General features: G+C 48.2%; 17 protein-coding genes. 13 read left to right on the top strand and 4 right to left on the bottom strand.

Translation table 11 applies throughout. From position 1 onward, the window contains the following. Positions 1-96: 96 nt before the first annotated feature. Entirely contained in the window at positions 97-1,809 is a 1,713-nt protein-coding gene (locus NSQ73_RS34155; protein WP_340990625.1) for an ABC transporter ATP-binding protein, read from the top strand. Beyond that, on the top strand, positions 1,806-3,530 hold the full coding sequence (locus tag NSQ73_RS34160) for an ABC transporter ATP-binding protein (RefSeq protein ID WP_340990626.1): 1,725 nt from the start codon (positions 1,806-1,808) through the stop codon (positions 3,528-3,530). Before NSQ73_RS34155 ends, NSQ73_RS34160 begins: the two co-directional genes overlap by 4 nt. A gap of 43 nt (positions 3,531-3,573) precedes the next feature. Here the strand turns inward: NSQ73_RS34160 and NSQ73_RS34165 are convergent, their stop codons facing one another. Continuing rightward, entirely contained in the window at positions 3,574-4,485 is a 912-nt protein-coding gene (locus NSQ73_RS34165; RefSeq protein ID WP_340990627.1) for an SDR family oxidoreductase, read from the bottom strand. Between the two features lie 200 nt (positions 4,486-4,685). Here NSQ73_RS34165 and NSQ73_RS34170 point away from each other — a divergent pair, with 200 nt between their 5' ends. Together NSQ73_RS34170 and NSQ73_RS34175 are read left to right on the top strand one after the other, a co-directional pair. Continuing rightward, the gene (locus NSQ73_RS34170; RefSeq protein WP_340990628.1) at positions 4,686-5,957 is read left to right on the top strand and encodes a carbohydrate-binding domain-containing protein; all 1,272 of its coding nucleotides are present in this window, start codon (positions 4,686-4,688) and stop codon (positions 5,955-5,957) included. Positions 5,958-6,185: 228 nt separating this feature from the next. Next, on the top strand, positions 6,186-7,355 hold the full coding sequence (locus tag NSQ73_RS34175) for a DUF4317 domain-containing protein (protein ID WP_042133552.1): 1,170 nt from the start codon (positions 6,186-6,188) through the stop codon (positions 7,353-7,355). A 140-nt stretch (positions 7,356-7,495) separates the two neighbouring features. On the opposite strand, the gene NSQ73_RS34180 is transcribed toward NSQ73_RS34175, so the two are convergent. Next, the gene (locus NSQ73_RS34180) at positions 7,496-8,080 is read right to left on the bottom strand and encodes a DUF4304 domain-containing protein (RefSeq protein WP_340990629.1); all 585 of its coding nucleotides are present in this window, start codon (positions 8,078-8,080) and stop codon (positions 7,496-7,498) included. A gap of 367 nt (positions 8,081-8,447) precedes the next feature. Between NSQ73_RS34180 and NSQ73_RS34185 the strand changes: the two genes are divergently transcribed. The 8 genes from NSQ73_RS34185 (at position 8,448) to NSQ73_RS34220 (ending at position 19,683) form a co-directional block, all read left to right on the top strand. Then, positions 8,448-13,838, top strand: coding sequence for a beta strand repeat-containing protein (locus NSQ73_RS34185; protein ID WP_340990630.1), 5,391 nt, complete (start codon positions 8,448-8,450; stop codon positions 13,836-13,838). A 247-nt stretch (positions 13,839-14,085) separates the two neighbouring features. Further along, positions 14,086-14,607, top strand: a complete 522-nt coding sequence (locus NSQ73_RS34190) for a MarR family transcriptional regulator (RefSeq protein ID WP_340990631.1) — start codon at positions 14,086-14,088, stop codon at positions 14,605-14,607. Next, positions 14,588-15,367 (top strand): Fe-S cluster assembly ATPase SufC, encoded by a 780-nt coding sequence (sufC, locus tag NSQ73_RS34195; RefSeq protein WP_340990632.1) that lies wholly within the window; start codon positions 14,588-14,590, stop codon positions 15,365-15,367. The genes NSQ73_RS34190 and sufC overlap by 20 nt, the downstream gene beginning before the upstream one ends. A 23-nt stretch (positions 15,368-15,390) precedes the next feature. After that, positions 15,391-16,698 (top strand): Fe-S cluster assembly protein SufD, encoded by a 1,308-nt coding sequence (gene sufD, locus NSQ73_RS34200; protein ID WP_340990634.1) that lies wholly within the window; start codon positions 15,391-15,393, stop codon positions 16,696-16,698. A gap of 53 nt (positions 16,699-16,751) precedes the next feature. Continuing rightward, the gene (gene sufB, locus NSQ73_RS34205) at positions 16,752-18,149 is read left to right on the top strand and encodes a Fe-S cluster assembly protein SufB (RefSeq protein WP_340990636.1); all 1,398 of its coding nucleotides are present in this window, start codon (positions 16,752-16,754) and stop codon (positions 18,147-18,149) included. A gap of 286 nt (positions 18,150-18,435) precedes the next feature. Then, positions 18,436-18,675: a NifU family protein gene (locus NSQ73_RS34210; RefSeq protein WP_042133566.1), complete on the top strand. Its 240-nt coding sequence runs from the start codon at positions 18,436-18,438 to the stop codon at positions 18,673-18,675. Positions 18,676-18,853: 178 nt separating this feature from the next. After that, entirely contained in the window at positions 18,854-19,285 is a 432-nt protein-coding gene (locus NSQ73_RS34215; RefSeq protein WP_042140736.1) for a universal stress protein, read from the top strand. A gap of 254 nt (positions 19,286-19,539) precedes the next feature. Further along, on the top strand, positions 19,540-19,683 hold the full coding sequence (locus NSQ73_RS34220; protein ID WP_340990637.1) for a hypothetical protein: 144 nt from the start codon (positions 19,540-19,542) through the stop codon (positions 19,681-19,683). Positions 19,684-19,707: 24 nt separating this feature from the next. Here NSQ73_RS34220 and NSQ73_RS34225 read toward each other — a convergent pair whose 3' ends face one another. Then, entirely contained in the window at positions 19,708-20,163 is a 456-nt protein-coding gene (locus NSQ73_RS34225; RefSeq protein WP_340990638.1) for an IS3 family transposase, read from the bottom strand. Between the two features lie 2 nt (positions 20,164-20,165). Then, positions 20,166-21,107 (bottom strand): helix-turn-helix domain-containing protein, encoded by a 942-nt coding sequence (locus tag NSQ73_RS34230; protein ID WP_039292517.1) that lies wholly within the window; start codon positions 21,105-21,107, stop codon positions 20,166-20,168. A 176-nt stretch (positions 21,108-21,283) separates the two neighbouring features. On the opposite strand from NSQ73_RS34230, the gene NSQ73_RS34235 reads away from it, so the two are divergent. Continuing rightward, on the top strand, positions 21,284-22,303 hold the full coding sequence (locus tag NSQ73_RS34235; RefSeq protein WP_171719105.1) for a glycoside hydrolase family 88/105 protein: 1,020 nt from the start codon (positions 21,284-21,286) through the stop codon (positions 22,301-22,303). The last annotated feature ends 10 nt before the right edge of the window (positions 22,304-22,313 follow it).

Below are 22,313 nucleotides of genomic sequence, written 5' to 3' on the forward strand. Positions count from 1 at the left end.
AAATCATCATTCGCATATACGAACATTTGTGCTACAATACCTTTTGTGAATATATGGAAGGGGCTGCGTGAGTCTATGACAAAGAGGCAATGGGTCATGAAATTTATGCTGATGCACAAATGGGTTTTTCTATGCGGGTTCATGATCACAACATTGATGACGATGGTCAACCTGATTTATCCGTTCCTGGGCGGGAAGATGATCAATATCGCTTTTTATGATAAGGACATGAGCGCCTTCTTGGATCTATGTCTGGTCTATGCCGGCATACTCTTGTTCAATCAGTTTGTTGTTGCAACGTTAAACAATCTTATTTCGTCGCAGATGATGACCGGGTTTGTCTTCGATATCCGGCGGGCTCTGTTCAACAAGATATTACATAAAAAAGGCAAAGACCTCTCCGGGATGTACAGCGGGGATATGATCAGCCGGATGAACCACGACGCTACGGATATTATGAATCTCGTCTTCTGGAGCGGACTGTGGGGATACTCCAACCTGCTGCATATCCTATTCGCTGTCTGTTTTATGTTTTACTACAATATACTGCTGGGCGCTTTTACGGTTGTTCTGGTTCCCGCCGTGTTTTTTGCCTCGAAATATTTCAAGACCAGAGCGCAACAGGTAAACGAGGAGCTTCGGGCGGAACAGGGAAAGCTATCCTCGTATTTATTCGAAATTGTGAAGAATCTGCAGGACGTCAAAATCCTTAGCGCAGGTAAAAAAGTAACAAGCACTTATCTAAGGAAAACGGCTGCCATTCATAAAATGAATGTGGAAAACGGAAAAATCGGAGTGACCACAGAAAGGGTGAATGCATTCATCACGCTTGCCGCACAATTGCTCATATTTATTATCTGCGCCTATTTCATTGTTAAAGGCCAAATGCAGCTCGGTGTGTTTGTAGCCGCGATAAGCTATTTCAATATGGCCGTGAATTACTTCAGCTCCATTAACGGCAAAATTACCGATGTCTGGGGGCAGAGGGTCTCCCTGCAGCGTGTCGTGGATATTCTGAATGAGGATGAAGAGGATTACCGGGAAAACCAGCCTCCGCAGCCCATAAAAGAGGGCCTGATTGAATTTAATAATGTCACCTTCGGATACAGCCAAGACAGACAGGTTCTGAACGGGTTCAATCTCCGCGTCGATGCAGGCAGCACGATCGGCATTGTCGGTAGGAGCGGTGCGGGTAAAACAACGATGGGCAACCTGCTCTACAATCTGTATCAAGTGGACAGCGGCGAGCTTCTGATCGACGGTGTAAATGTTAATGACTATAACCTGCATAGCTTGCGGAGCCAGGTGGGGATTGTCCATCAGGAGACTATTCTGTACGATCAGACCTTGCGTTACAATCTTTCATTTACAAATCTTAAGGATAATGATGAAGCCCTGATAGAAGCGATCAAGAAGGCTGCTCTGTATGATGTGGTCATGACCTTCCCGGACGGACTGGATACTCTGCTGGGGACGGGAGGGCAGGAATTATCCGGCGGGCAGAAGCAGCGTCTGGCAATCGCCAGGATTTTAGTCAAGAATCCGAAGATTCTGATCTTCGACGAAGCTACATCCTTCCTCGACAGCCGGAACGAAGCGCTGATCCGGAAAGTAATGCGTGAGCTTTCGCAGGACCGGACGCTGATCATCATCGCCCACCGGTTCTCCACCATCCAGAGCTGTGATAGAATCGCGGTGTTAGCAGACGGTGTTGTCAAAGGCTACGATACCCACGACGTACTGATTACGGGCAATCCAACATACATAGACTTATTCAGCGAACAGTATGCAGGAGGTGAAGCTGTATGAAACGATGGGACACCTATAAGGCCTTAACCCGGGATATAGACGGTATCCGAAAACCGCTCCTTGCGCTGGGGATGTTCAAGATATGGAGTTTAGTATTCGGGCTGATCCCCCTGTTCTTGTACTCGTTATTGGTTAACCGCGTTTTGGTAGATAAGCAGTTGAATGAGCTTTGGCTAATTATCAGCGGATATCTGGCGGTTTTCCTGCTTACTACAAACGGGATTGCCGTCAGTAAGCGGTTTTCTAACCAGTTAATCCTGAAATATGATCTGAGAATCAAGAATAAACTGCTCAAAAAGCTTATCAGCCTCGATAACGATGACTATAGCCAATACAGCATTGGCGATGTTAAGAGCCGGATTGAGAACGATTCGTCAATTGCCGGGAAATTTTTCGAGACGCATATATTGGATTTTATCTACGCTGTTGTTTACGCTGTGGCGTTAGCGGTAATTCTACTATGCTATGACTGGCGGATTGCGCTCATCAGTTTTATTTTTGTTCCGGTCTCTTTGGTAACGGTTAATTTTCTGGGAGGGAAAGCGAAGCTTACCGGAGAGGAGCTCTGGAAACTGCAGATTCAGTATGAATCCTTTTTACACTCCAATTTTCAAAACTGGAAGGATATCAAAACCAATAATCTTGAAGACACACAATCGGCTAAGCTAAACGGACATTACAAGAAGATCAGGCATGTGTGGTTTCTTAACCAGCTCTATATGCATCTGGGGATTACCTATTCGTTCTTCACCAAGAATTTCATTACCCAGCTGTTCATCTATTTTATCGGCGGATTATTTGTCATCAAAGGCTACTCGGAGGTTGGTGTGCTGCTTGTGTTTATCAGCTTTTACGGGCAGTTTTTCGGATACATCGAGAACATTAGTAATTCCATGATGAACTTCAAGAATGACTCGGTGAGTATCGGTAAAGTGATCGGGATTCTAAATATAGAAGCAGCTAAGAAGCCTTATAAGAAGATTGAAGGAACAGATGTCAATGTTGACCAGCTGAAATTCACCTATGAGGGGAACGATTCATTTGCGCTTGACGGTATATCATTCTCTGTGGGTAAGGGGGAGCATCTGGCGATCGTTGGACAAAGCGGCAGCGGCAAATCCACCATCGCCAAGCTGCTGACAGGGCAGATGGAACCGCAAGGGGGAACGGTAAGCATTGGCGGCACAGATATCTCTTCGGTGAACAGTGAGAGTGTATCCGATAAAGTGAGTATAGTTGTGCAGGAACCCGTTCTATTCAACATGTCGATTAGAGACAACCTGTTGCTGGCCAAGGCCGGGGCAACCGACGCGGAATTGATAGAGTGCTGCCGCAGGGCGAGTATATATGATTTCATTGACACCTTGCCGGATCAATTGGATACGATCATTGGAGAAAAGGGTGTGAAGCTCTCCGGAGGCCAGAGACAGCGGTTATCGATTGCCCGTGCTTTTCTGCAGGACAGGGACATCATTATTTTCGACGAAAGCACAAGCGCGCTGGACAGCGAGAATGAGAGTGACATCATTAGCGAACTCAAGAGTCTTTCCTCCGGGAAAACCATGATCTCCATTGCACACCGTCTATCTTCCATTCTGGATTGCGACAAGGTAATGGTTCTGCAAGCGGGCAGGGTCGCAGCTTTCGATACCCATGAGAACCTGTTTAACCGGAACGAAGCCTATGATTTGCTGTTCCAGAATCAGTATAGGGCAGGTTGATATAAGGAGACTCGGATGCGTTCAGCGCCCGGGTTTTTGTATTTTATCTGTATCCATCAGCATCCGCCGGTTTACCGGCATCTGCGACCTCGACCATGTAACGCCAGCAATCCGGCTGCGTGCCATCGTAATCAGTATACCCGTAGACTTGCGCCAGCTCTCCGCTTGAGAGTGACCGTCCGTTCCATCTGGATAATTCGGGGTCTTGAGCAAGAGCAGCGACGGCCCGGCCTACATAACGTGGGGATTCCGAGATGATGAAGTGAGGCTCATTGGCAGCAGCATCCCGCCAGTTATCTTCTTGTATCCCATAGTGTTCGAGCATCATCTCCGAACGAAGCCAGCCTGGTGTGAGTGCTACCGCTGTACAGCCATAAGGCTTAAGCTCCTGGGCAAGAGCCCAGGCCATACGGGTCACGGAGGTTTTGGCCTGATCATAGAACATCGACACCCGGTAATTCTGATTGTTGTATTCAGCGATTCCGTCCGTCATCTCTACAATTAACCCATTCTTGTTCTTAATCAGAAGAGGGAGCGCGTAATGGCTTGTAATGAGATGGGTATCTATCGCGAGCCGTAACATCCGCAGCCCCTTCTCAAGGGAATGCTCCCACAACGGAACATTCCATTCGATGATCTTTTCGGCGCCCCAGATATCATTCACAAGAATGTCGAGCCGGCCTTGCTCCTCTTCAATTCGATTGACCAATTTCTCTACCTGGACAGGATCGAGATGATCGACTTGAACCGGAATTCCGTGACCGCCAGCCCGGGTGACAAGCTCTGCCGTTTCTTCTATGGTTTCAGGACGGTCATATTCGGAACGTTGGGCTAGCGTCGATCTTCCTGTCACATATACCGTTGCGCCAGCTGCCCCTAGCTCGGTAGCGATCCCCCGGCCAGCTCCCCTGGTAGCTCCGGCTACTAAAGCGATTTTCCCTTGTAAACTCCTCATTCCGTGGTTACCTCCTTTGTTGAATACAGCTTCATTATAGAGTATGGGAATGACATCTATTGTCATATATAGTTAGTTTTCGCGGTTTAAGTTTGATTTAAGTGTTATGGCTTATGCTTGGAATAAGTCAGGAAGCGATAGTGCTTATTGAACGGCAAAAGTTGAGGAACGGCTACTAATTATACGAGGAGTGTTAATTCATGAAAATCATAAAGCTGAACAGCATAAGTGTCATTGCTCTAGCCGCAGTACTTACCGTATCTGCCGCAGGATGCTCTAATGCACAAGAAGGCAGCGGGGTTGCTGCTGCAACCACTCCATCTGTTGCTCAGGCCATGTCGCCAAGCGCAACATCCGCAGCAGAAGGTACTGTTGTTGAAACACCGGAGGCTGCCGTTTCCGCTCTGGACACCGCGGAATTATTCAGTGACCGGGACTTGGAGCATTCGGCGGATCTTACCGCGGCCACACCAATGAATCTGGAAAGCAATCAGGATGTGACATTAAGTGAGGAAGGCGTCTATGTCTTAAGCGGCGAGGCGGACAATGTGACAGTAACGGTTGAGGCTGCCGACGATGCCAAAGTTCAGATCGTTCTTGACGGTGTGAGTATAACCAATGAAGATGCACCTGCCATTTATGTGAAAGCAGCGGATAAGGTATTCGTTACCTCCACGGACAGTGAGAACTATATGGAGGTGTCCGGAAGCTATGTGACGGATGGGGAGACCAATCTGGATGCGGTTATTTTCTCAAGAGCAGATCTGACCCTGAATGGAACCGGAACCTTAGATATTGTATCGGGTCAAGGAAATGGGATCTCTTCCAAGGATGATCTCAAAATTACCGGAGGTGCGTATACCATAGAGTCCTCTGCGGATGCATTAGAAGCGAATGATGCGATTCTGATCCATGATGGAACGATCACGATTGATACACAGAAGGATGGATTGCATAGCGAGAACGAAGAGGATACTACCCTTGGAAATATTTATATTGAAGGCGGCACCTTAACAATCACTGCTGCTGACGATGCCATTACCGGCAATAACCTGGTGCAAATCGATGGCGGAATCATCAACATTAAGAGTGCAGTAGAAGGTATCGAGGCAAACAACATTATCGTAAATGAAGGTCAGATTACGTTGTATGCGACTGATGACGGTATAAATGCAACACCAAAAGTCAACGCGGATGCATCGATTGTAGTCAATGGCGGTACGATTGAAGTAAGTATGGCTAGCGGGGATACGGATGCTTTTGATTCAAATGGTGACATCTATATCAATGGCGGGACCATTAATGTAGAAGCGACTTCCGCTTTTGATGCGGATGGTACAGCTGAACTGAATGGCGGCACTGTCACGGTCAATGGCGAACAAATCACTGAAATCACGGAATCACGCGGAGGCGGGTTCGGCGGTGGAGGTGGCCGGGGGGGCGCAGGTGGCGGTAGAGGAACAGGGCAATAATTAAGCAAAGGAAAGGAGCAGGCAGGATGGGCTCGCTTGACCGCTACCTGGGAATGATTGAGCGGCAGGAGCAGAGAAAACAGCAATCAGAGCGAACCGGAACCGTAGATTCCTGTGGCGTGTGTACACAACTGAACAGAACCGGCAATAAAAACCCTTCTGGCGAAGGGTTTTTATATCGTTTATACTGATTAAACCAATTTATTTCATAGGAGCTGTGCCCAGAACATGATAAAGAAAGAAGCTGCACATATACGTAAGCAATTTAAGATGGACCACGATCAGCTGCATCTGTTCGATATTCTGAACGTGTATATTATGAAGGAAACCAATGAAATCTACCATTGTGAACGCCAGCCGTTCGCCATGCTGGACCGGGAGAAGCAGGAGCTGTATATGGCGAATTTCCGGAAGCTGCTGACCGGGGAGCTGGATCATAAACTGTTCGAGCTGAAGTTCCTTGAAGAAGCGGAGGAGCCGTCGCAGGTCATGCTTCACCAGGGGCTGGTGACGGGCGATCCGGAAGAATGGCAGGACCTGATGCTGATGCTGGTGGATAAAATGCTGGTGGACGTCAAGTATGAGAAGGATGCGGTAATCACGTTTGTCCGCGGACAATACTTCCGGCCGACCAAGGCCCGGAATGATGAAGCCGAAGAGACCGGTAAGGATGAGATGTTCTCACATCCGTTCATCCTATGCAGTGTGAACTCCACGGAGCAGCAGCGCAAAACTCTCCTGTTCGATTACGTGGAGCGGGAATTCAAATACAATGTGATGGTTGATCCGATCATCAAGCTTAGCACGCCGGAGCAAGGGTTCTTCTACCCGAGTGTAACGGACAACTATTCGGATATTAATCGTATCCTGTATTGTACAGGGAGCTCGAATAATCCGAACCCTCATTTCATCGAACAGGTGCTGAATGCGGAGCGGTCCGTGACAGCCATGGAAGAGAGATCCATCTTCGAGGATATCGTAAAGGAAATAACGGGCGAACAACTCGATGTGGCGACCATTGCGCAGGTATACGAAAGTATTCATCAGGTCATCGAGGACCATGAGGATGAGGAAGAACCGCCGAAGCTCGATTACCGGGATGTAGAGCGTGTGCTGAAGGCAAGCGGCGTAGAGGAAGTGACGATGGAGAAGGTAGAGCGCGCGTTCGAAACCATCGTCGACGATAAGAATTATGAGATGAAAGCAAGCAGCGTGATCCCGAAATTCACATCCAAATCGATAAAGATCGATACAAAGGTAGCTTCGATTACGGTCAGCCCGCAGGATCTGAAGTATGTGAGACAGGTAAATTATCAAGGGAAACGCTGTATCCTGATTGAGATTGATGAGGATGCTGTAATTGAAGGGTTTACACTGATGTCGGAGAATCTATCCTGACCTGTGCAGATAGATGTATATTGAACAAGGGCTATCCCGGCGTCTCCTTACGAGAGCGGGAAGCCCTTTTATTTGTGTAGGGTTGGTGCGAGTGCGCACGGGCCGAATGTATGCGAAAAACCGAACCCAATGTGCTAACGCTAAAGCTTCAGCCCGTATTTCTCCCAAACCGCTGCATACTTCTTCTCCAAGATCGCCCAGCGCTTCTCGGCGCCGTATTTCGCTTGGAGCTGCTTCAGGTATTGCTCCGCAGTCTCTGTATCCCCTGTATCCAGCAGGAACCCGAAGGTCTCCTCACTTAAATGCAGTGCTGTCCGCTGCATATAGTATTCAATAATGGCCCTGGCATCGGTTAAGGTGTACAAGAATTGAAGACCCTGATCCAAATGGAGCAGCAGGTCTGCCGTGAACTTGTCCACATCTACCTCCGGCGTCAGGAAGTAGCGTTCCGGGGCGGCGGGGACGATGTTCCTGATCCGGACATAGAAGTGAGGCAAGCCCAGAGACGAAGCAGGCCTATATTGTGCAAGCTCTTCGGAATGAAGACTGTAATTCACATAGAAGCTGAGTTGCTTGTGTGTATTGTACTTGTATTTCTGGATATTGATTTTATAGCTGAGTTGGCCTTCTGTTTTGTAGAAATTCAGATCTTTTGTACGATAGCCCTGTGCGGAGAAAAAAGGTTTCACGTCTTGCTTGATGATCGTCTTAAACAGCTCTTGCAAAGGAAGCCCTCCCCATCCATAGTTAATTATGATGACCTTCTGATTGATCACATGCCAGGCACCATTCTACTATAGCAATAAATACTTGCAGATGCCAAAAAGAGGAACCAAAAGTAGATGCGGAATCCGATGATAGGGTTACCCCGGAATAGATATAGACATAGGGCCTGGGCATGGATGCTTGGGTCTTCTTGTTATTAAGCAATAATAAAAGTCATGTGAATCAGGCTAATTACTACGATTGTTTGTCGAAAATTAAACTTATTCATGCGAAATGTCGATAAAGTAGACTAAGAGTTTTTGTTGTGCGCTCATACGGAAACGTTATCAATTTATAAAAGATACTCATTCGACAAGGAGGAACGAAATGTTGAAAAAGATAGGCAAGGTAGGCAAAATAGGACTGGCTCTGGTGCTGGTCATTGGGCTGCTGCCCCTGATGTCACTCCGCGCATACGCGGCGATGCCTTCATTCACGGAAACAAAGGACTTTGTTATCGAGCCTCCGGCAACATACAATGCGGGCAAAAATATTTCCACTGCCCAAGGTCTTCAGGACGGAAGTACGGCAGTGTTGCTGAATTCATTTGTCTATGAAGGTAATGTTTTTGTTTCATCTAATTTTTTGAGGGTTTTTGATAGTGCAGGAACGCTGATCACGGATGTGGATCTGAGCAGTTTAATGGACACTTATTACAAAATGACTTATGTGAGTATGCTTGCGCTAAATAACGGTAATCTATTAATTACTTACAATAAAAGCGACTCTAATGAACATAATCTGCAATTGGGGACAGTGAAGGAGAGCACTCCTAACACCTATTTCATGGTACTTAACAAAGAGGGGCACAAAGTAACCGCCCAGACTCAGATTAATACATTTAGTGATGGAAGTCTTCCGCCGCAGCTTACACGTAATGTATCGATAGCAGAATTGTCCGATGGTAACATCGCCTTCTCCTGGCAAAGAAACGACAATAAGAGCACAGTTACCCGTGTGTTCACCGCTGCGGGTTCGCCTGTTACAAGTGAAACACTTCTGGTAGATGCTAATGCGAGCATGTCTTATGTATCCGCCGGAGATGGTGTATATATGGTTGCTTACAATTCGGGGCCCTCGAACGATAATATTTATCTGAAGCTATTCAGCAACAGCGGAACACTCTTAAGAACAATTGATGTAGGAGCAAGAACGAATGAGAGACAGCTGTATCTGTCTACGCTAAATAACGGGAATTTCATGCTCAGCCAATATTACTGGGTTAATGATAGCTCTACGGTCTCCTTATATGATAACGAGGGGAATAGCCAAGGCAGATTTACGATAAGCGGTTCCCTGGGGGAAGCTTCGGCTGCAATCTATAAGAACGGTGCACTGCCGGGTTTTGTAACAGTAAGCACTGATCCCACCTCTAATGAAGCCATCAACGATGCATACAACTACGGTACAGAGTGGTCAGGAACTCAGTATGCTTACCTGAACTACTATGATTATGAAGGCAACCTGGTCTTAACCTCAGATCAGCCTGTAGATTCCGCTCCGGTGGTATTTCAGGGATATGATGAAGACAGCTGGATGTTCGCTGTAGAATATTATCCGAAATTCGCTTTGTATCCCGCCTTCGGCGATAAGGTTGTTCTCATCAAAACAGATAATACGGATGCGAGTCACTATAGAATAAAGGGGAAGCTGTTTGATACAGAGACTTCAACTCCGGTTGTGCTGCTGTCAGCGGCAGCCGACGGCGTAGCCGGAACAACAACATCGACAAAAATTGATCTGACCTTCGATACTGCGATTGTCGGGCTGACGGCAGACGACATCACGATTACGAATGGTGCAGGCTCTGCGGTAAAAGGAACGTTGAGCGGAGCAGGGACAGATTGGAGCATCGCGCTTACTTCAGTGACAACTGAAGGAGACGTATCGGTAGCGGTAAATTCGCCAAGCGGGTACAAGATCAGCGGTTCGCCGATGACGGTAGCTGTATCGCTGTTCACGGCATTGCCGGAAGCAACCCCGGCAGCCGGTATTGACTACGGGGCCGAGCAGCTGACGGGACTGGCGACAAGCGGTTCGTACACGATAAACGGTACACTGGCAGTAACAGCGGCCGCAGATGGTAAGCTGGCTATAGATAGCAGCTGGCTGGGAACTTCACTGAGTATTGTGAAGAAAGGTAACGGTTCGACGACTATAGATAGTGCGGCGCAGACGTTGAGTATTCCTAGTCGTCCGGCAGCACCTACTGGTGTGGCGGCGACGGATGAGACAGCAATAGGTGCTGAAAATGGCACATTGACTGGCGTAACCACGGCGATGGAGTACAAAAGAGATATCGCGGGGACGTGGCTTGGTATAACGGGCGCAAGCGTGACAGGGCTTTCGCCGGATACGTATTACGTCCGGACGAAGGCGACATCGACAGCATTTGTGTCGGAAGCACAGAGCGTGACAGTAAATGCTTTTGTGCCAACATCGGAGGCGACCCCGGCCGGAGAGATTGACTATGCGGCTGAGCAGCTGACGGGTCTGACGGCAAGCGGTTCGTACACGATAAACGGTACACTGGCAGTAACAGCGGCCGCAGATGGTAAGCTGGCTATAGATAGCAGCTGGCTGGGCACGTCACTGAGTATTGTGAAGAAAGGTAACGGTTCGACGACTATAGATAGCGCGGCGCAGACGGTGAGCATCCCTGTTCGTCCGGCGGCACCTACTGGTTTGGCGGCGACGGATGAGACAGCAATAGATGCCGAAGATGGCACATTGACTGGCGTAACCACAGCGATGGAATACAAAAGAGATATCGCGGGGACGTGGCTTGGTATAACGGGCGCAAGCGTGACAGGGCTTTCGCCGGATACGTATTACGTCCGGACGAAGGCGACGCCTGCGACATTTGTGTCGGAAGCACAGAGCGTGACGGTGGCTGCGTTTGTGCCGACGCAGGAAGCGACCCCCGTAGCTGAAATTGACTATGCGGCAGAGCAGCTGACGGGTCTGACGGCAAACGGTGCATACACGATAAACGGTACACTGGCAATAACGGCGACCGCAGATGGTAAGCTGGCTATAGATAGCAGCTGGCTGGGAACTTCACTGAGTATTGTGAAGAAAGGTAACGGTTCGACGACTATAGATAGTGCGGCGCAGACGGTAAATATTCCTAGTCGTCCAGCGGCACCTACTGGTGTGGCGGCGACGGATGAAACAGCAATAGACGCCGAAGATGGCGCATTGACTGGGGTAACCACGGCGATGGAATACAAGAAGGGCATCGCGGGTACGTGGCTTGGTATAACGGGCACAAGCGCGACAGGGCTTGCGCCGGACACGTATTATGTACGGACGAAGGCGACTTCGATGGCGTTTGCCTCAGAAGTACAGAGTGTAACGGTTGTGGCGTTTGTGCCAACATCGGAAGCAATTCCGGCTGCAGAGATTGACTATGCGGCTGAGCAACTGACGGGTCTGACGCCAAACGGGTCGTACACAATAAACGGTACACTGACAGTAACAGCGGCCGCAGGTGGTAAGCTGGCTATAGATAGCAGCTGGCTGGGAACGTCACTGAACATTGTGAAGAAGGGGAACGGTTCGACGACTATAGACAGTGCGTCGCAGACTGTGAGTCTTCCAGCCCGTCCGGCAGCTCCGGTTGGTGTCACTGTTACAGATGTGACGTACAACGGGGCGAATGACGGTACCCTGCAGAATCTGACAGTACAAATGGAGTACAAGATTGGCAGTACAGGTCTTTGGTCAGAAGTTACAGACACAATCATTACTGGCCTTGCACCGGACACGTATTATGTACGGGAGAAGGCAACGGCAACAGCATTCGCTTCTAATATTGCTCAGGTTACCGTTCATGACTCAAATGCAGTTATTCCGGATGCACCTGAAGTGGCAGCGGATGACCAGAACAATACAATTGTTGGTCTGAACACCAGCATGGAATTCTCAGTGGACGACGGAACTTTCGTGCGCTACGACGGAACCAACCTGACGGACTTGAGCGGTGAACACACCGTTAAGGTAAGGGTTGCGGCCAGCGGATCGGTTCCGGCGGGTCCGGCAACTACGCTGATTTTTACAACTAATGAGCTTATCCCTGCGGGGGGCTTGTCCGTGAGCGCCAGCGATCCAAGTGGTGCAGGGAATAACGGATATACGCAGATCAGTGTTACACCGGAGCCAACTGCAGGACATAAGCTGCTGTACAAGAATTTTGGCACTGGCAGCGTTGTTGCACCTAATGCGGGGGAAACCCTGACGGGATACACCCTTGTAGGAATCGATGGTCTAATTCCTGCAGCTAACGGCGATAGGATTGGAATAGCAGAAGTGGATGCTGACGGCAAGGTAGTGAAGTACGGCAGCGCAACAGCGGTTGTTGTGGCGGCTAATACCGTAACACCAGATCCCGATCCCGTCAGTCCGGGAACCGGAAGCAATCCGGGCAGCGGAACCAGTACCGGTAACGCGGCAAGCAATGTTACCGATGTGATCGTCCTTGTTAACGGCAAGGAAGAGAACGCGGGCAAAGCCACAACAACGACCTCCGGAAACTTGAAGATAACTACTATCGCTGTTGATCCGGCGAAGCTTCAAGCGAAGCTGGATGCGGAAGGAAATGGCGCTGTAGTTACAATTCCGATGATGCTGGATTCCAATATCATCATCGCGGAGTTGAACGGCCAGATGATCAAGAACATGGAGAATGTATCGGCTACCCTGGTGCTTCAGACAACCAAAGGGACTTATACTTTGCCGGCCTCCGAGATCAACATCGGTGCGTTGGCCGAGAGACTCGGAAACGGGATTAAGCTGGAGGACATTACGCTGAGGATTACGATTGGCGAAACCCCGGCATCCATGAACCAGGTAGTGACAGCTGCTGCAGGCAGAGGGGGCTTTACCCTTGTTGCACCGCCAATAGATTTCACCGTTACCGCAACTTACGGTATATTGACAGTGGAAGTGAGCCGGTTCAATGCTTACGTGGAGCGGACAGTAGCTCTTCCGGATGGTATTGACCCTAACCGGATTACGACGGGCATCGTCGTAGATCCGGATGGTACAGTGCGCCATGTGCCGACCAGACTCGTCCGGAATGACGGCAGATATTACGCAGATATCAAGAGCTTGACGAACAGCTCGTATGCAGTGGTCTGGCATCCGCTGACTTTTGCGGATGTGGACAATCATTGGGCGAAGAACGCAGTGAACGATATGGGATCGCGTCTGGTCATTAACGGTGTGAACGAAACCACCTTCAACCCGAACGCAGACATCACCCGTGCAGAGTTCGCAGCGATTATCGTACGCGGCCTGGGATTGAAGCCTGGGGAAGGAACATCGGCGTTTGCGGATGTTGCAGCGGATAGCTGGTATGCAGCAGCGGTGGAAACAGCATCCGAATACGGTCTGATCACCGGCTTCGAGGACGGAACCTTCCGTCCGGAAGCCCGAATCACACGTGAACAGGCCATGAGCATTATCGCCAAAGCGATGAAGCTGACAGGCCTGGCAGACCAGACTGGCACAGTGGATACAGCAAGTGTACTTGCAGCCTTTACAGATGCAGACAGCATAGGCGCCTGGGCCGGGGATAGTCTGGCGCTTGCTGCTAAGGCTGGCTTAATCACCGGCCGTGGAGACAGCAAGCTGGAGGCGAAAGCTAATGTTACCCGCGCGGAAGTGGCAGTGCTGATTCAGCGGCTGCTGCAGAAGTCGGATTTGATTGATTAATTAAGTTAATTATAGGAGAAGCGAATTCAGACGTAGAGCTGGATTCGCTTTTTTATTGTTTGGAAAATTATACAATTTCCAAAAATGTCGATCCGGGCATTCGTTTGGCTTCCTAATGCTAATTGATATTGATTATCAATATCAATTATGTTAATATAATTTTGTTCACTAGAGAACAAAATAAAACAGTCTATTGCTGACACTGAACTTGGTCTGCAACTACTACAGGAGAGGGGAGACAGCGAAATTGGAGTTTCAAAATAATTTTAAAGGTCATCTTTACGAGCAATATATTAGAATGCTGCATCTGAATGAGTTGTATACAGAACAAGAATTTAATTCGTTTCGGGAACAGGCCAGAAAGTACGAGATTGACATGCTCTCCAACAATATTACTAGTGTACACGTTATAGATTGCATTGGTGATTATGAACCGATAAATCATACCGGGATTGTGGAGAAGATGGGGTTGTCCAAAGCTGGCATTAATAAAATTTGTTCAAAGCTGCTGGAAATGGGCTTCATTATGAGAAGTCAGCTGAACAACAATCGTAAGGAGATTTACTTTAGTTTAACGGATAAGGGAAGACACGTTTATGATTTGCATAAAGAGCTGCACAAAGAAAAAGAAGAAAGGTTTTACCAATTCATTGAATCCTATACAGAGGCTGAACTGCAGACTATTGGAAAATTCATGAGCGATTTGGTGGCGCGTGCCGAAGAATACTCCGAAGGGAAGTTTACGATAAATGACGACATTAAGGATTGAGGAATTAAGATCCAAGATTGAAGGGAAAGAAATTTTAAAAGGGCTCACACTGGAGCTTCAGGGCGGAGAGATTCATGCGATTATGGGGCCAAACGGGACGGGGAAAAGTACGTTGGCTTCAGCTTTAATGGGCCATCCCAAATATGAGGTTACTGGCGGCAAGGTGACACTAGACAATGAAGATCTTCTGGAGATGGAGGTGGATGAGCGTGCCCGTGCAGGCTTGTTCCTCGCTATGCAATACCCAAGTGAAATTGCCGGCGTAACCAATTCGGATTTTCTCAGAAGTGCCATCAATTCACGGCGTGAAGAAGGAGAAGAAATATCCTTAATCCGTTTCATCCGTGAAATGGAGAGCAAAATGAAGGGGCTGGAGATGAACCCGGAATTTGCGCATCGTTATTTGAATGAGGGTTTCTCCGGCGGTGAAAAAAAGCGGAATGAGATTTTGCAAATGATGCTGCTTGAACCCAAGTTTGTGATCCTGGATGAAGTGGACTCCGGGCTTGATATTGATGCACTGCGTATTGTGGCCAATGGTGTAAATGAGATGCGCAGCGCGGATAGAGGCTTTTTAATCATCACCCATTATCAACGGCTGTTGAATTATATTACCCCGGATTTTGTGCATGTCATGATGCAAGGCCGGATAGTTAAATCTGGCGGTCCGGAGCTTGCCCACCGTTTAGAGGCAGAAGGGTACGATTGGGTGAAGGAGGAGCTTGGGATTACGGATGAGGCAGTAGGCGAGGAAGTTTAAGAGCCGGAGAGGAGGAAGAGCAAGTGGGTATACAAGCAAGAAACTCATTGAATGTGGACGATGTACGCGCGTTGTCAAGCGCTAAGAATGAACCTCGTTGGCTGCTTGAACGCCGGATTCAGGCACTCGAGCTGGCAGGGACGCTGGAGCTGCCAAGCGTGGAGAAAATCAAACTCGAAAAATGGGATATCTACGAGAGTGGAGACTACAAAGCTGAGAATGCGTGGTCAGGTTTGGAAGATGCGCCGGAGATTGTTCGAGGTTTGGTTGCTTCTCCAGTGACAGGCGGACTAATCGTTCAGTTCAATTCGGATGTAGTGTATACGAAATTGTTCGAGAGCTTAGCCGCCCAGGGAGTAATTTTAACGGACCTGCATACTGCGGCAAAAGAGTATGAGCAGTTGGTTCAACGTTATCTCTTTCAGGCAGTGAAGCCGGAAGAGCACAGATTGTCAGCTGTGCACAGTGCCTTATGGAGTGGTGGCGTTTTTCTATATGTCCCAGACGGTATAGAGATTGAAGTTCCCATTCAAGCGATCTTTTATAGTGATACGAGCGGGGTTCGTTTTGCTCCTCATATCTTGATTGTGACTGGTAACAACAGCAAGATCAGCTATGTGGATCATTATATATCGAGCAGAGATGATATCAAGGTTTTGCATAACGGTGTGGTAGAGGTGTTTGCAGGGGCAGGCTCCAAGGTGCAGGTCGCTTCTGTTCATCAGCTTGCTGCAGCAACAACGGACTTCACCCAGCGGCTTGCGGTTGTGCTTGCGGATGGCGGTGTAGAATGGATTGTCGGCGAGATGAATAATGGCTATACCGCCAGTGATACCAAGACATTACTCCAAGGCAACGGGTCCATCTCTGACGCTAAGGTGATTGCGATAGGCTCTGGGGACCAGAAATTGAATTTTACTACGCAAGCCCAGCATTTTGGCAGAAGCTCGGTGAGCCAAATGATCACACGCGCAGTAATGCGTGAAGAAGCTACAGCCATTATCAACGGGATTACAAAAATCGAAAAAGGTGCAACCCATTGTGATGGTCAGCAAACAGAACGTGTACTGATGTTAAGTCCAAATGCGCGCGGCGATGCCAATCCGATCCTGCTGATAGATGAGGATGATGTAACCGCCGGTCATGCTGCATCCGTGGGGCAAGTAAACGCGGAACAAATCTATTATCTGATGTCGCGCGGCATCTCACGGAGTGAAGCCGAATATCTTGTTATTTTCGGATTCCTCGCTCCTGTCATTTCGGAGATCCCGCTGGAGGGAGTGCGTAGCCGCCTGCAGGATGTAGTGGAGAAAAAGCTTGGCAGATCATAGGGAATTAGAGCCAATCAAAGTGATTCTTATGAAGGTTAAAAGGAGCGACACTAATGGCTAAAAAAGCGCCGGATATGGGTGAATATAAATACGGGTTTCGCGATGAGCACCAGTCTATTTTTCAATCTGGAAAAGGTCTGACTGAAGAGATTGTCCGGGAAATTTCCCGAATTAAGGAAGAGCCGGAGTGGATGCTCGATTTTCGGCTGAAAGCTTTGAAGCAATTCTACAAAATGCCGATGCCTGGGTGGGGAGCGGATTTGTCCGGGCTAAATCTTGATAACATCCAATATTACGTTCGGCCATCGGAAAAACAGGGAAAGACCTGGGAGGAGGTTCCCTCTGAGATTAAAGCAACCTTTGACAAGCTAGGTATTCCTGAAGCGGAGCAAAAGTTTCTGGCAGGCGTATCCGCTCAATACGAGTCGGAAGTAGTCTATCACAGTATGCGGAAGGAACTGGAGGATCAAGGTGTTGTTTTCCTTGATACGGATACTGCTTTAAAGCAATATCCTGAAGTGTTCAAGCAGTATTTCGGAACGATCATCCCTCCCGCCGACAATAAATTTGCTGCGCTTAACAGCGCGGTTTGGTCAGGTGGCAGCTTTGTATACATCCCGAGAGGTGTTCAGTGTGAGGTGCCGATCCAAGGGTACTTCCGGATTAATTCTGAAAATATGGGACAATTCGAGCGGACATTAATTATTGCCGAAGAGGGCAGCTTTGTCCACTATGTGGAAGGATGCACAGCGCCTATTTATAGTACCAGTTCTCTGCACAGCGGAGTTATTGAAATTATTTGCCGGAAAGATTCCCGTGTCCGTTACACGACAATCCAGAATTGGGCTCCTAATATCTACAACTTGGTAACCCAAAGGGCTGTGGCAGAGGAAAATGCCACAATGGAATGGGTGGACGGCAACATTGGCTCCAGGGTAACCATGAAGTATCCGGCTGTAATATTGAAAGGAAGGGGAGCCAAGGGGTCCATCCTGTCTATTGCCGTAGCCGGTAAAGATCAGCATCAAGATGCCGGCGCGAAGGTAATTCACCTTGCTCCCGAGACAACATCTACGATTATATCCAAATCCATCAGCAAGCAGGGCGGCAAAGTAAACTACCGGGGATTGTCCAGCTTCAGCCGCGATTCCGCAGGCTCCAAGTCTAATATTAAGTGTGATACGTTGATTTTGGACAATCTGTCATCATCAGATACGATTCCGTACAATGAAATTAAAAATGATCAGATTACTTTGGAGCACGAGGCAACAGTATCCAAAGTGTCCGAGGAGCAATTGTTTTACTTAATGAGCCGCGGACTTACAGAACAAGAGGCCACACAAATGATTGTAATGGGCTTCATTGAGCCGTTTACCAAAGAATTGCCGATGGAATATGCCGTTGAAATGAATCGGCTGATTCAATTTGAGATGGAAGGAAGCATCGGTTGATTCATAAAGGAAGTACGAGGTGTTGGTAATGAAGAAAAAGAATTCGGACAATTCAGAACTAGCTCAACTTACCCGGGAGATACGGAAACTTCAGTTCTACTACAATATGCTGTCAGGATTGAGCGCAAGCTGTGGTGCGTTGATACCTTTAGACTCTGTTTATACGCTTATAAGGGAACTTTCGGATCAAGAGGCCATTCTTAGGCAAAAAGCAAAGGATCACTCAGACTATCTAGGTTGAAAAAGAGAATTGACTGTTGGTAAAACAATGATAGGAGCTGGAATTATGGAGGAGAATGGAATTTTATTCGATGAAGTATCGGAAGTGCTTCTCAAACTACGTCCTTTCTTACTGCGTGACGGCGGAGATGCTGAACTCGTCGAGGTGGAGAACGGTATAGCCAAATTAAGATTTTTGGGAGCTTGCAACGGTTGCCCAAGTGCTACGATTACGTTAAAGGCTGCTATTGAGCGCGCAATTCTTGAGGAAATCGATGAGATTAAAGAGGTTGTACAAGTATTCTAACTTCCTTTTAACAGAAGAGGCTGTTATACAAAAATCCGCATAGAAGGTGTCGCCGGAAAGGAACCTCTTCATGGGTTCCTTTTTCAATAATCATACCGTTCTTCATCATGAGGATGACATCCGCAGAGAAAAAATGCCGAATCAATTAAGACATACGAAGGAAAGGATTGATTTAATAATGTTCGAGAAAATTTTCGTGGCCATCGATAAATCTGAAATAACTAACAAAATCCTTGAAGCAACCGTTGAAATTGCACAAAACAAAAATACTCAGGTAACTTTGGTGAATGTCAGCCATGCATATGTAAACAGCGGAATGCCATATATACCAGAGAGCTACTTGGAAGAAATGTTAAATGAGATGGAAAAGATGAGTTTAGAACAGCTTCAACAAGCCCGATTCAAATTAGCGGCTGAAGGGATCTTTGCAGAAACGATTCATCTTAAGGGAGACCCTGCGCATGAAATATTAAATTATGCAAAAAACACCAAACAGCAACTAATTATTATTGGAAGTCGCGGGCTAAGCGGTATAAAAGAAATGATGTTAGGTAGTGTCAGTCACAAAGTTTCACAGTTATCAAATTGCCCCGTCCTGATTGTTCACTAAATTTCATAACGGGACGGCTCCCTTACGGGCAACAGTTGGATAATAACGTCCAAATTAAGATACGTTTATCCAATTACTAATGTTATCAATCGATTGATGTAGCGGGGAAATATCTGATGCCGGGCTGATCATGCGCATGTCCATCTGTTTGCAGATGGTAAGCCGTTCACGTTGCCCGTCAGCGAAGGGCTGCTGCATTTTGCCTATCATCATATTCTGAAACGAAGCTTGGCCGGAGTGTACTGAAGAAAAGAATGAAGCGGAATGCTCTGACCGCACTGCATTCGGGGGTAACCACTATGCGCAGTGTAGGGGAGTTCTTCTATACAGATGTTCAGTTAAGGGATGAAATGAAGGCGAACCAGTATGTTGGGCCTAATCTGCTGGTCAGTGGATGAGCTGCTTGATTCGGTATGGGGCATTCAGGAGTGATCCTCTGCGAGTTTATCCACCTGCTTGTTGTAAGACGCACGTAAACCAAGTTCCCGCATGTACTTTCCTACTGTGCGCTCGCTAATAATATAGCCCTCTTCCCTTAAGAGGAGGGTGATCTTTGGACTGCCGTACTGGCCGTGGTTAGCCTCAAAGAGGTAAGCGACCCGCTTTAGCAGTAAGGCTTTTCGCTTCGCCTGAGGGCTGACTTCGGCACTTCTCCATTTGTAAAATCCGCTCCGTGATACTTCAAGAATGCTGCACATCTTCTCTACCGTAAATTCGGAGCTATGGTCTTCGATGAACTGAAATCTTTGTGCTTTAGATTGCGGAAGATATGCGCGGGTCTTTTTTAGGACGGCAAGCTCCTCTTCTTTTGCCAGCACCTGCTTGTTCAGTTCGTGAATCTTGTCTGCAAGGACAGACTTTTCACCCTTATTATTCATTCTCATACCCACCCCGTAAATTCCAGAATACTTGCCTTCGCCGACTGCGTCTCGGACTGTGCACTCTTACGCCATTCCTTGGGTGACGTGCCCATTAGCTTAGAGAAGCAGCGGTTGAAGCTGGAGATGGAATGAAACCCCACCTTTTCAGAAATCTCAAGAATAGAATCCTCGGTGCTCTTCAGCTGCTTACAGGCCTCTTCGATCCGGGTGCTGCTCAGGAAGTCGAGGGGGGCGGTGCCCATCATTTCATGGAATTTGCGGCGGAAGTGGGTGGTGCTCAGGTGGCAGAGGTCGGCCAGGAAGTCGATGGTCATCGGCAGCATATAGTTCCTGGTGATATACTCCAGCGCCGGGGAGATGACGAAGTCGCCCTTCAGATTATGCCCTGCTTCCTGATCGGTCAGCGCCTCATTCGTGGAATGGATCCGGAGCAGCTCGATATACAGCGACAGCAATAAGCCGTAGGCGCTCTCCTGATAATAAGGCTTCTGCTGCTGCAATTCCTCCACAATCGACGTGGCCAGACTATACACCATGGGATGCTTATCCTTATTCAGGATACAGTTCTTCCCCAGCACCGCCCACAAATTCGGCTCGAAGTTGCTATAGGCGCTTTTGAAGGAATGCTGAAAGAGGTCCTCCGGCGAGAAAAAGAGATAAGACCACAGACTGGCCTCACCCGGAGAACTATACGTCGTATGCGGAAGGTACCGGGGGAGGAAGGTCACATCACCGGCTGTAAAAGGTACAGACTCGCCCTTGATCTCCATGATGCCGCTATCCGAATAGCAAATCCCAATCTCCAGGTGGTTATGGAAATGCAGGTGCTCGCTCTTAATATCGGAGATCTTCCAGCGTTCCCCGCTTAACAGCAGCACAGGGAAATGGATCGGCAGGCTGTAGTGGCGGTACTCGATGACGGGTTTCTTTTTTCTGGGCATATCCGGGGGCTCCTCTATAATATTAAAATAGATAAATGGTCGAAAATGCGCAGTTTTGCTGTGAATATGCTTAGATATAGAATATTTTACTGCTTACAATGGAGTATGTAAAGCGCTTGCAATGAGACGGATAGTAAGCGCTATTGAGGCGCGTGAGACAAGAGAGGGGTAATAAGATGATTCAAGTGGATTTCAACAGGGAAGAGATTCTAAGTATTATCGACAAGGTCACCAACAAAACACTGGCGATGGACTTAACATGGGACTGGCCTTGCGGCGTAGCTTATTATGGGGTATCCAGAGCTTATCAGACTACAGGGAACAAAGAGTACCTGGACAGACTGGTTCAGTGGGCGGATGAATATATTGAGCTGGGGCTGCCGGACTGGACGGTTAATACTTGTGCCATGGGCCACATGCTGATCACCTTGTATGAAGCGACTGGAGAGCAGAAATATTGGGATATTGCGATGAGCAAGGTAGAATACATCCGTAAAAATGCGCTGCGGTTCGGAGACAATGTGCTGCAGCATACGGTATCGATTTCTAATGATTTTCCGGAACAGGCTTGGGCGGATACGCTGTTTATGGCGGCATTCTTCCTGCTGCGTGTAGGCAGTAAGCTGAAGGATCAGGAGCTGATCCAGGATGCCCTCAATCAATACTACTGGCATATCAAGTATCTGCAGGACCCTGGCACCGGCTTCTGGTTCCATGGCTACAACAATGTGAAGCAGGATCATATGTCCGGATTATACTGGGGCAGAGCGAATGCCTGGGGTGCGTATACGATGTCGCAGGTGAAGCCGCTTTTGAAGGACTGGTATTTGTATCCGCAGTGTATGGACGTGGAATGTTCGCTCCGTGATCAGCTGGCGGCGCTGAAGCTTGTCCAGACAGAGAACGGCTTGTGGCGGACGGTGCTGGATGATGAGGAATCTTATGAAGAAGTATCGGCATCCTGCGGCATTGCGGCGGCGATGATCAACAACGGCAATCCGCTGCACACCAAATATGTGCAAAAAGCGTTAAAGGGCATTCTTGCAAACATCAGCGAAGACGGACGTGTCCTGGGCGTATCCGGCGGCACAGCCGTAATGAAGGACCGCGAAGGGTACCGCAATATTCCAAAAGACTGGATTCAAGGCTGGGGCCAAGGCTTAGCGCTTGCTTTCTTGTCCGATATGCTTAAATAGGAGGGAACCG

The organism is Paenibacillus sp. FSL R10-2736 (assembly GCF_038000245.1).
GTDB lineage: Bacteria > Bacillota > Bacilli > Paenibacillales > Paenibacillaceae > Paenibacillus_AQ > Paenibacillus_AQ phytohabitans.

Coding starts and splice junctions, on each gene's coding strand:
- NSQ73_RS34155 (WP_340990625.1), top strand. CDS start 97: ATGAAATTTATGCTGATGCACAAATGGGTTTTTCTATGCGGGTTCATG.
- NSQ73_RS34160 (WP_340990626.1), top strand. CDS start 1,806: ATGAAACGATGGGACACCTATAAGGCCTTAACCCGGGATATAGACGGT.
- NSQ73_RS34165 (WP_340990627.1), bottom strand. CDS start 4,485: ATGAGGAGTTTACAAGGGAAAATCGCTTTAGTAGCCGGAGCTACCAGG.
- NSQ73_RS34170 (WP_340990628.1), top strand. CDS start 4,686: ATGAAAATCATAAAGCTGAACAGCATAAGTGTCATTGCTCTAGCCGCA.
- NSQ73_RS34175 (WP_042133552.1), top strand. CDS start 6,186: ATGATAAAGAAAGAAGCTGCACATATACGTAAGCAATTTAAGATGGAC.
- NSQ73_RS34185 (WP_340990630.1), top strand. CDS start 8,448: ATGTTGAAAAAGATAGGCAAGGTAGGCAAAATAGGACTGGCTCTGGTG.
- sufC (WP_340990632.1), top strand. CDS start 14,588: ATGACGACATTAAGGATTGAGGAATTAAGATCCAAGATTGAAGGGAAA.
- sufB (WP_340990636.1), top strand. CDS start 16,752: ATGGCTAAAAAAGCGCCGGATATGGGTGAATATAAATACGGGTTTCGC.
- NSQ73_RS34210 (WP_042133566.1), top strand. CDS start 18,436: ATGGAGGAGAATGGAATTTTATTCGATGAAGTATCGGAAGTGCTTCTC.
- NSQ73_RS34215 (WP_042140736.1), top strand. CDS start 18,854: ATGTTCGAGAAAATTTTCGTGGCCATCGATAAATCTGAAATAACTAAC.
- NSQ73_RS34220 (WP_340990637.1), top strand. CDS start 19,540: ATGAAGCGGAATGCTCTGACCGCACTGCATTCGGGGGTAACCACTATG.
- NSQ73_RS34225 (WP_340990638.1), bottom strand. CDS start 20,163: ATGAATAATAAGGGTGAAAAGTCTGTCCTTGCAGACAAGATTCACGAA.
- NSQ73_RS34230 (WP_039292517.1), bottom strand. CDS start 21,107: ATGCCCAGAAAAAAGAAACCCGTCATCGAGTACCGCCACTACAGCCTG.
- NSQ73_RS34235 (WP_171719105.1), top strand. CDS start 21,284: ATGATTCAAGTGGATTTCAACAGGGAAGAGATTCTAAGTATTATCGAC.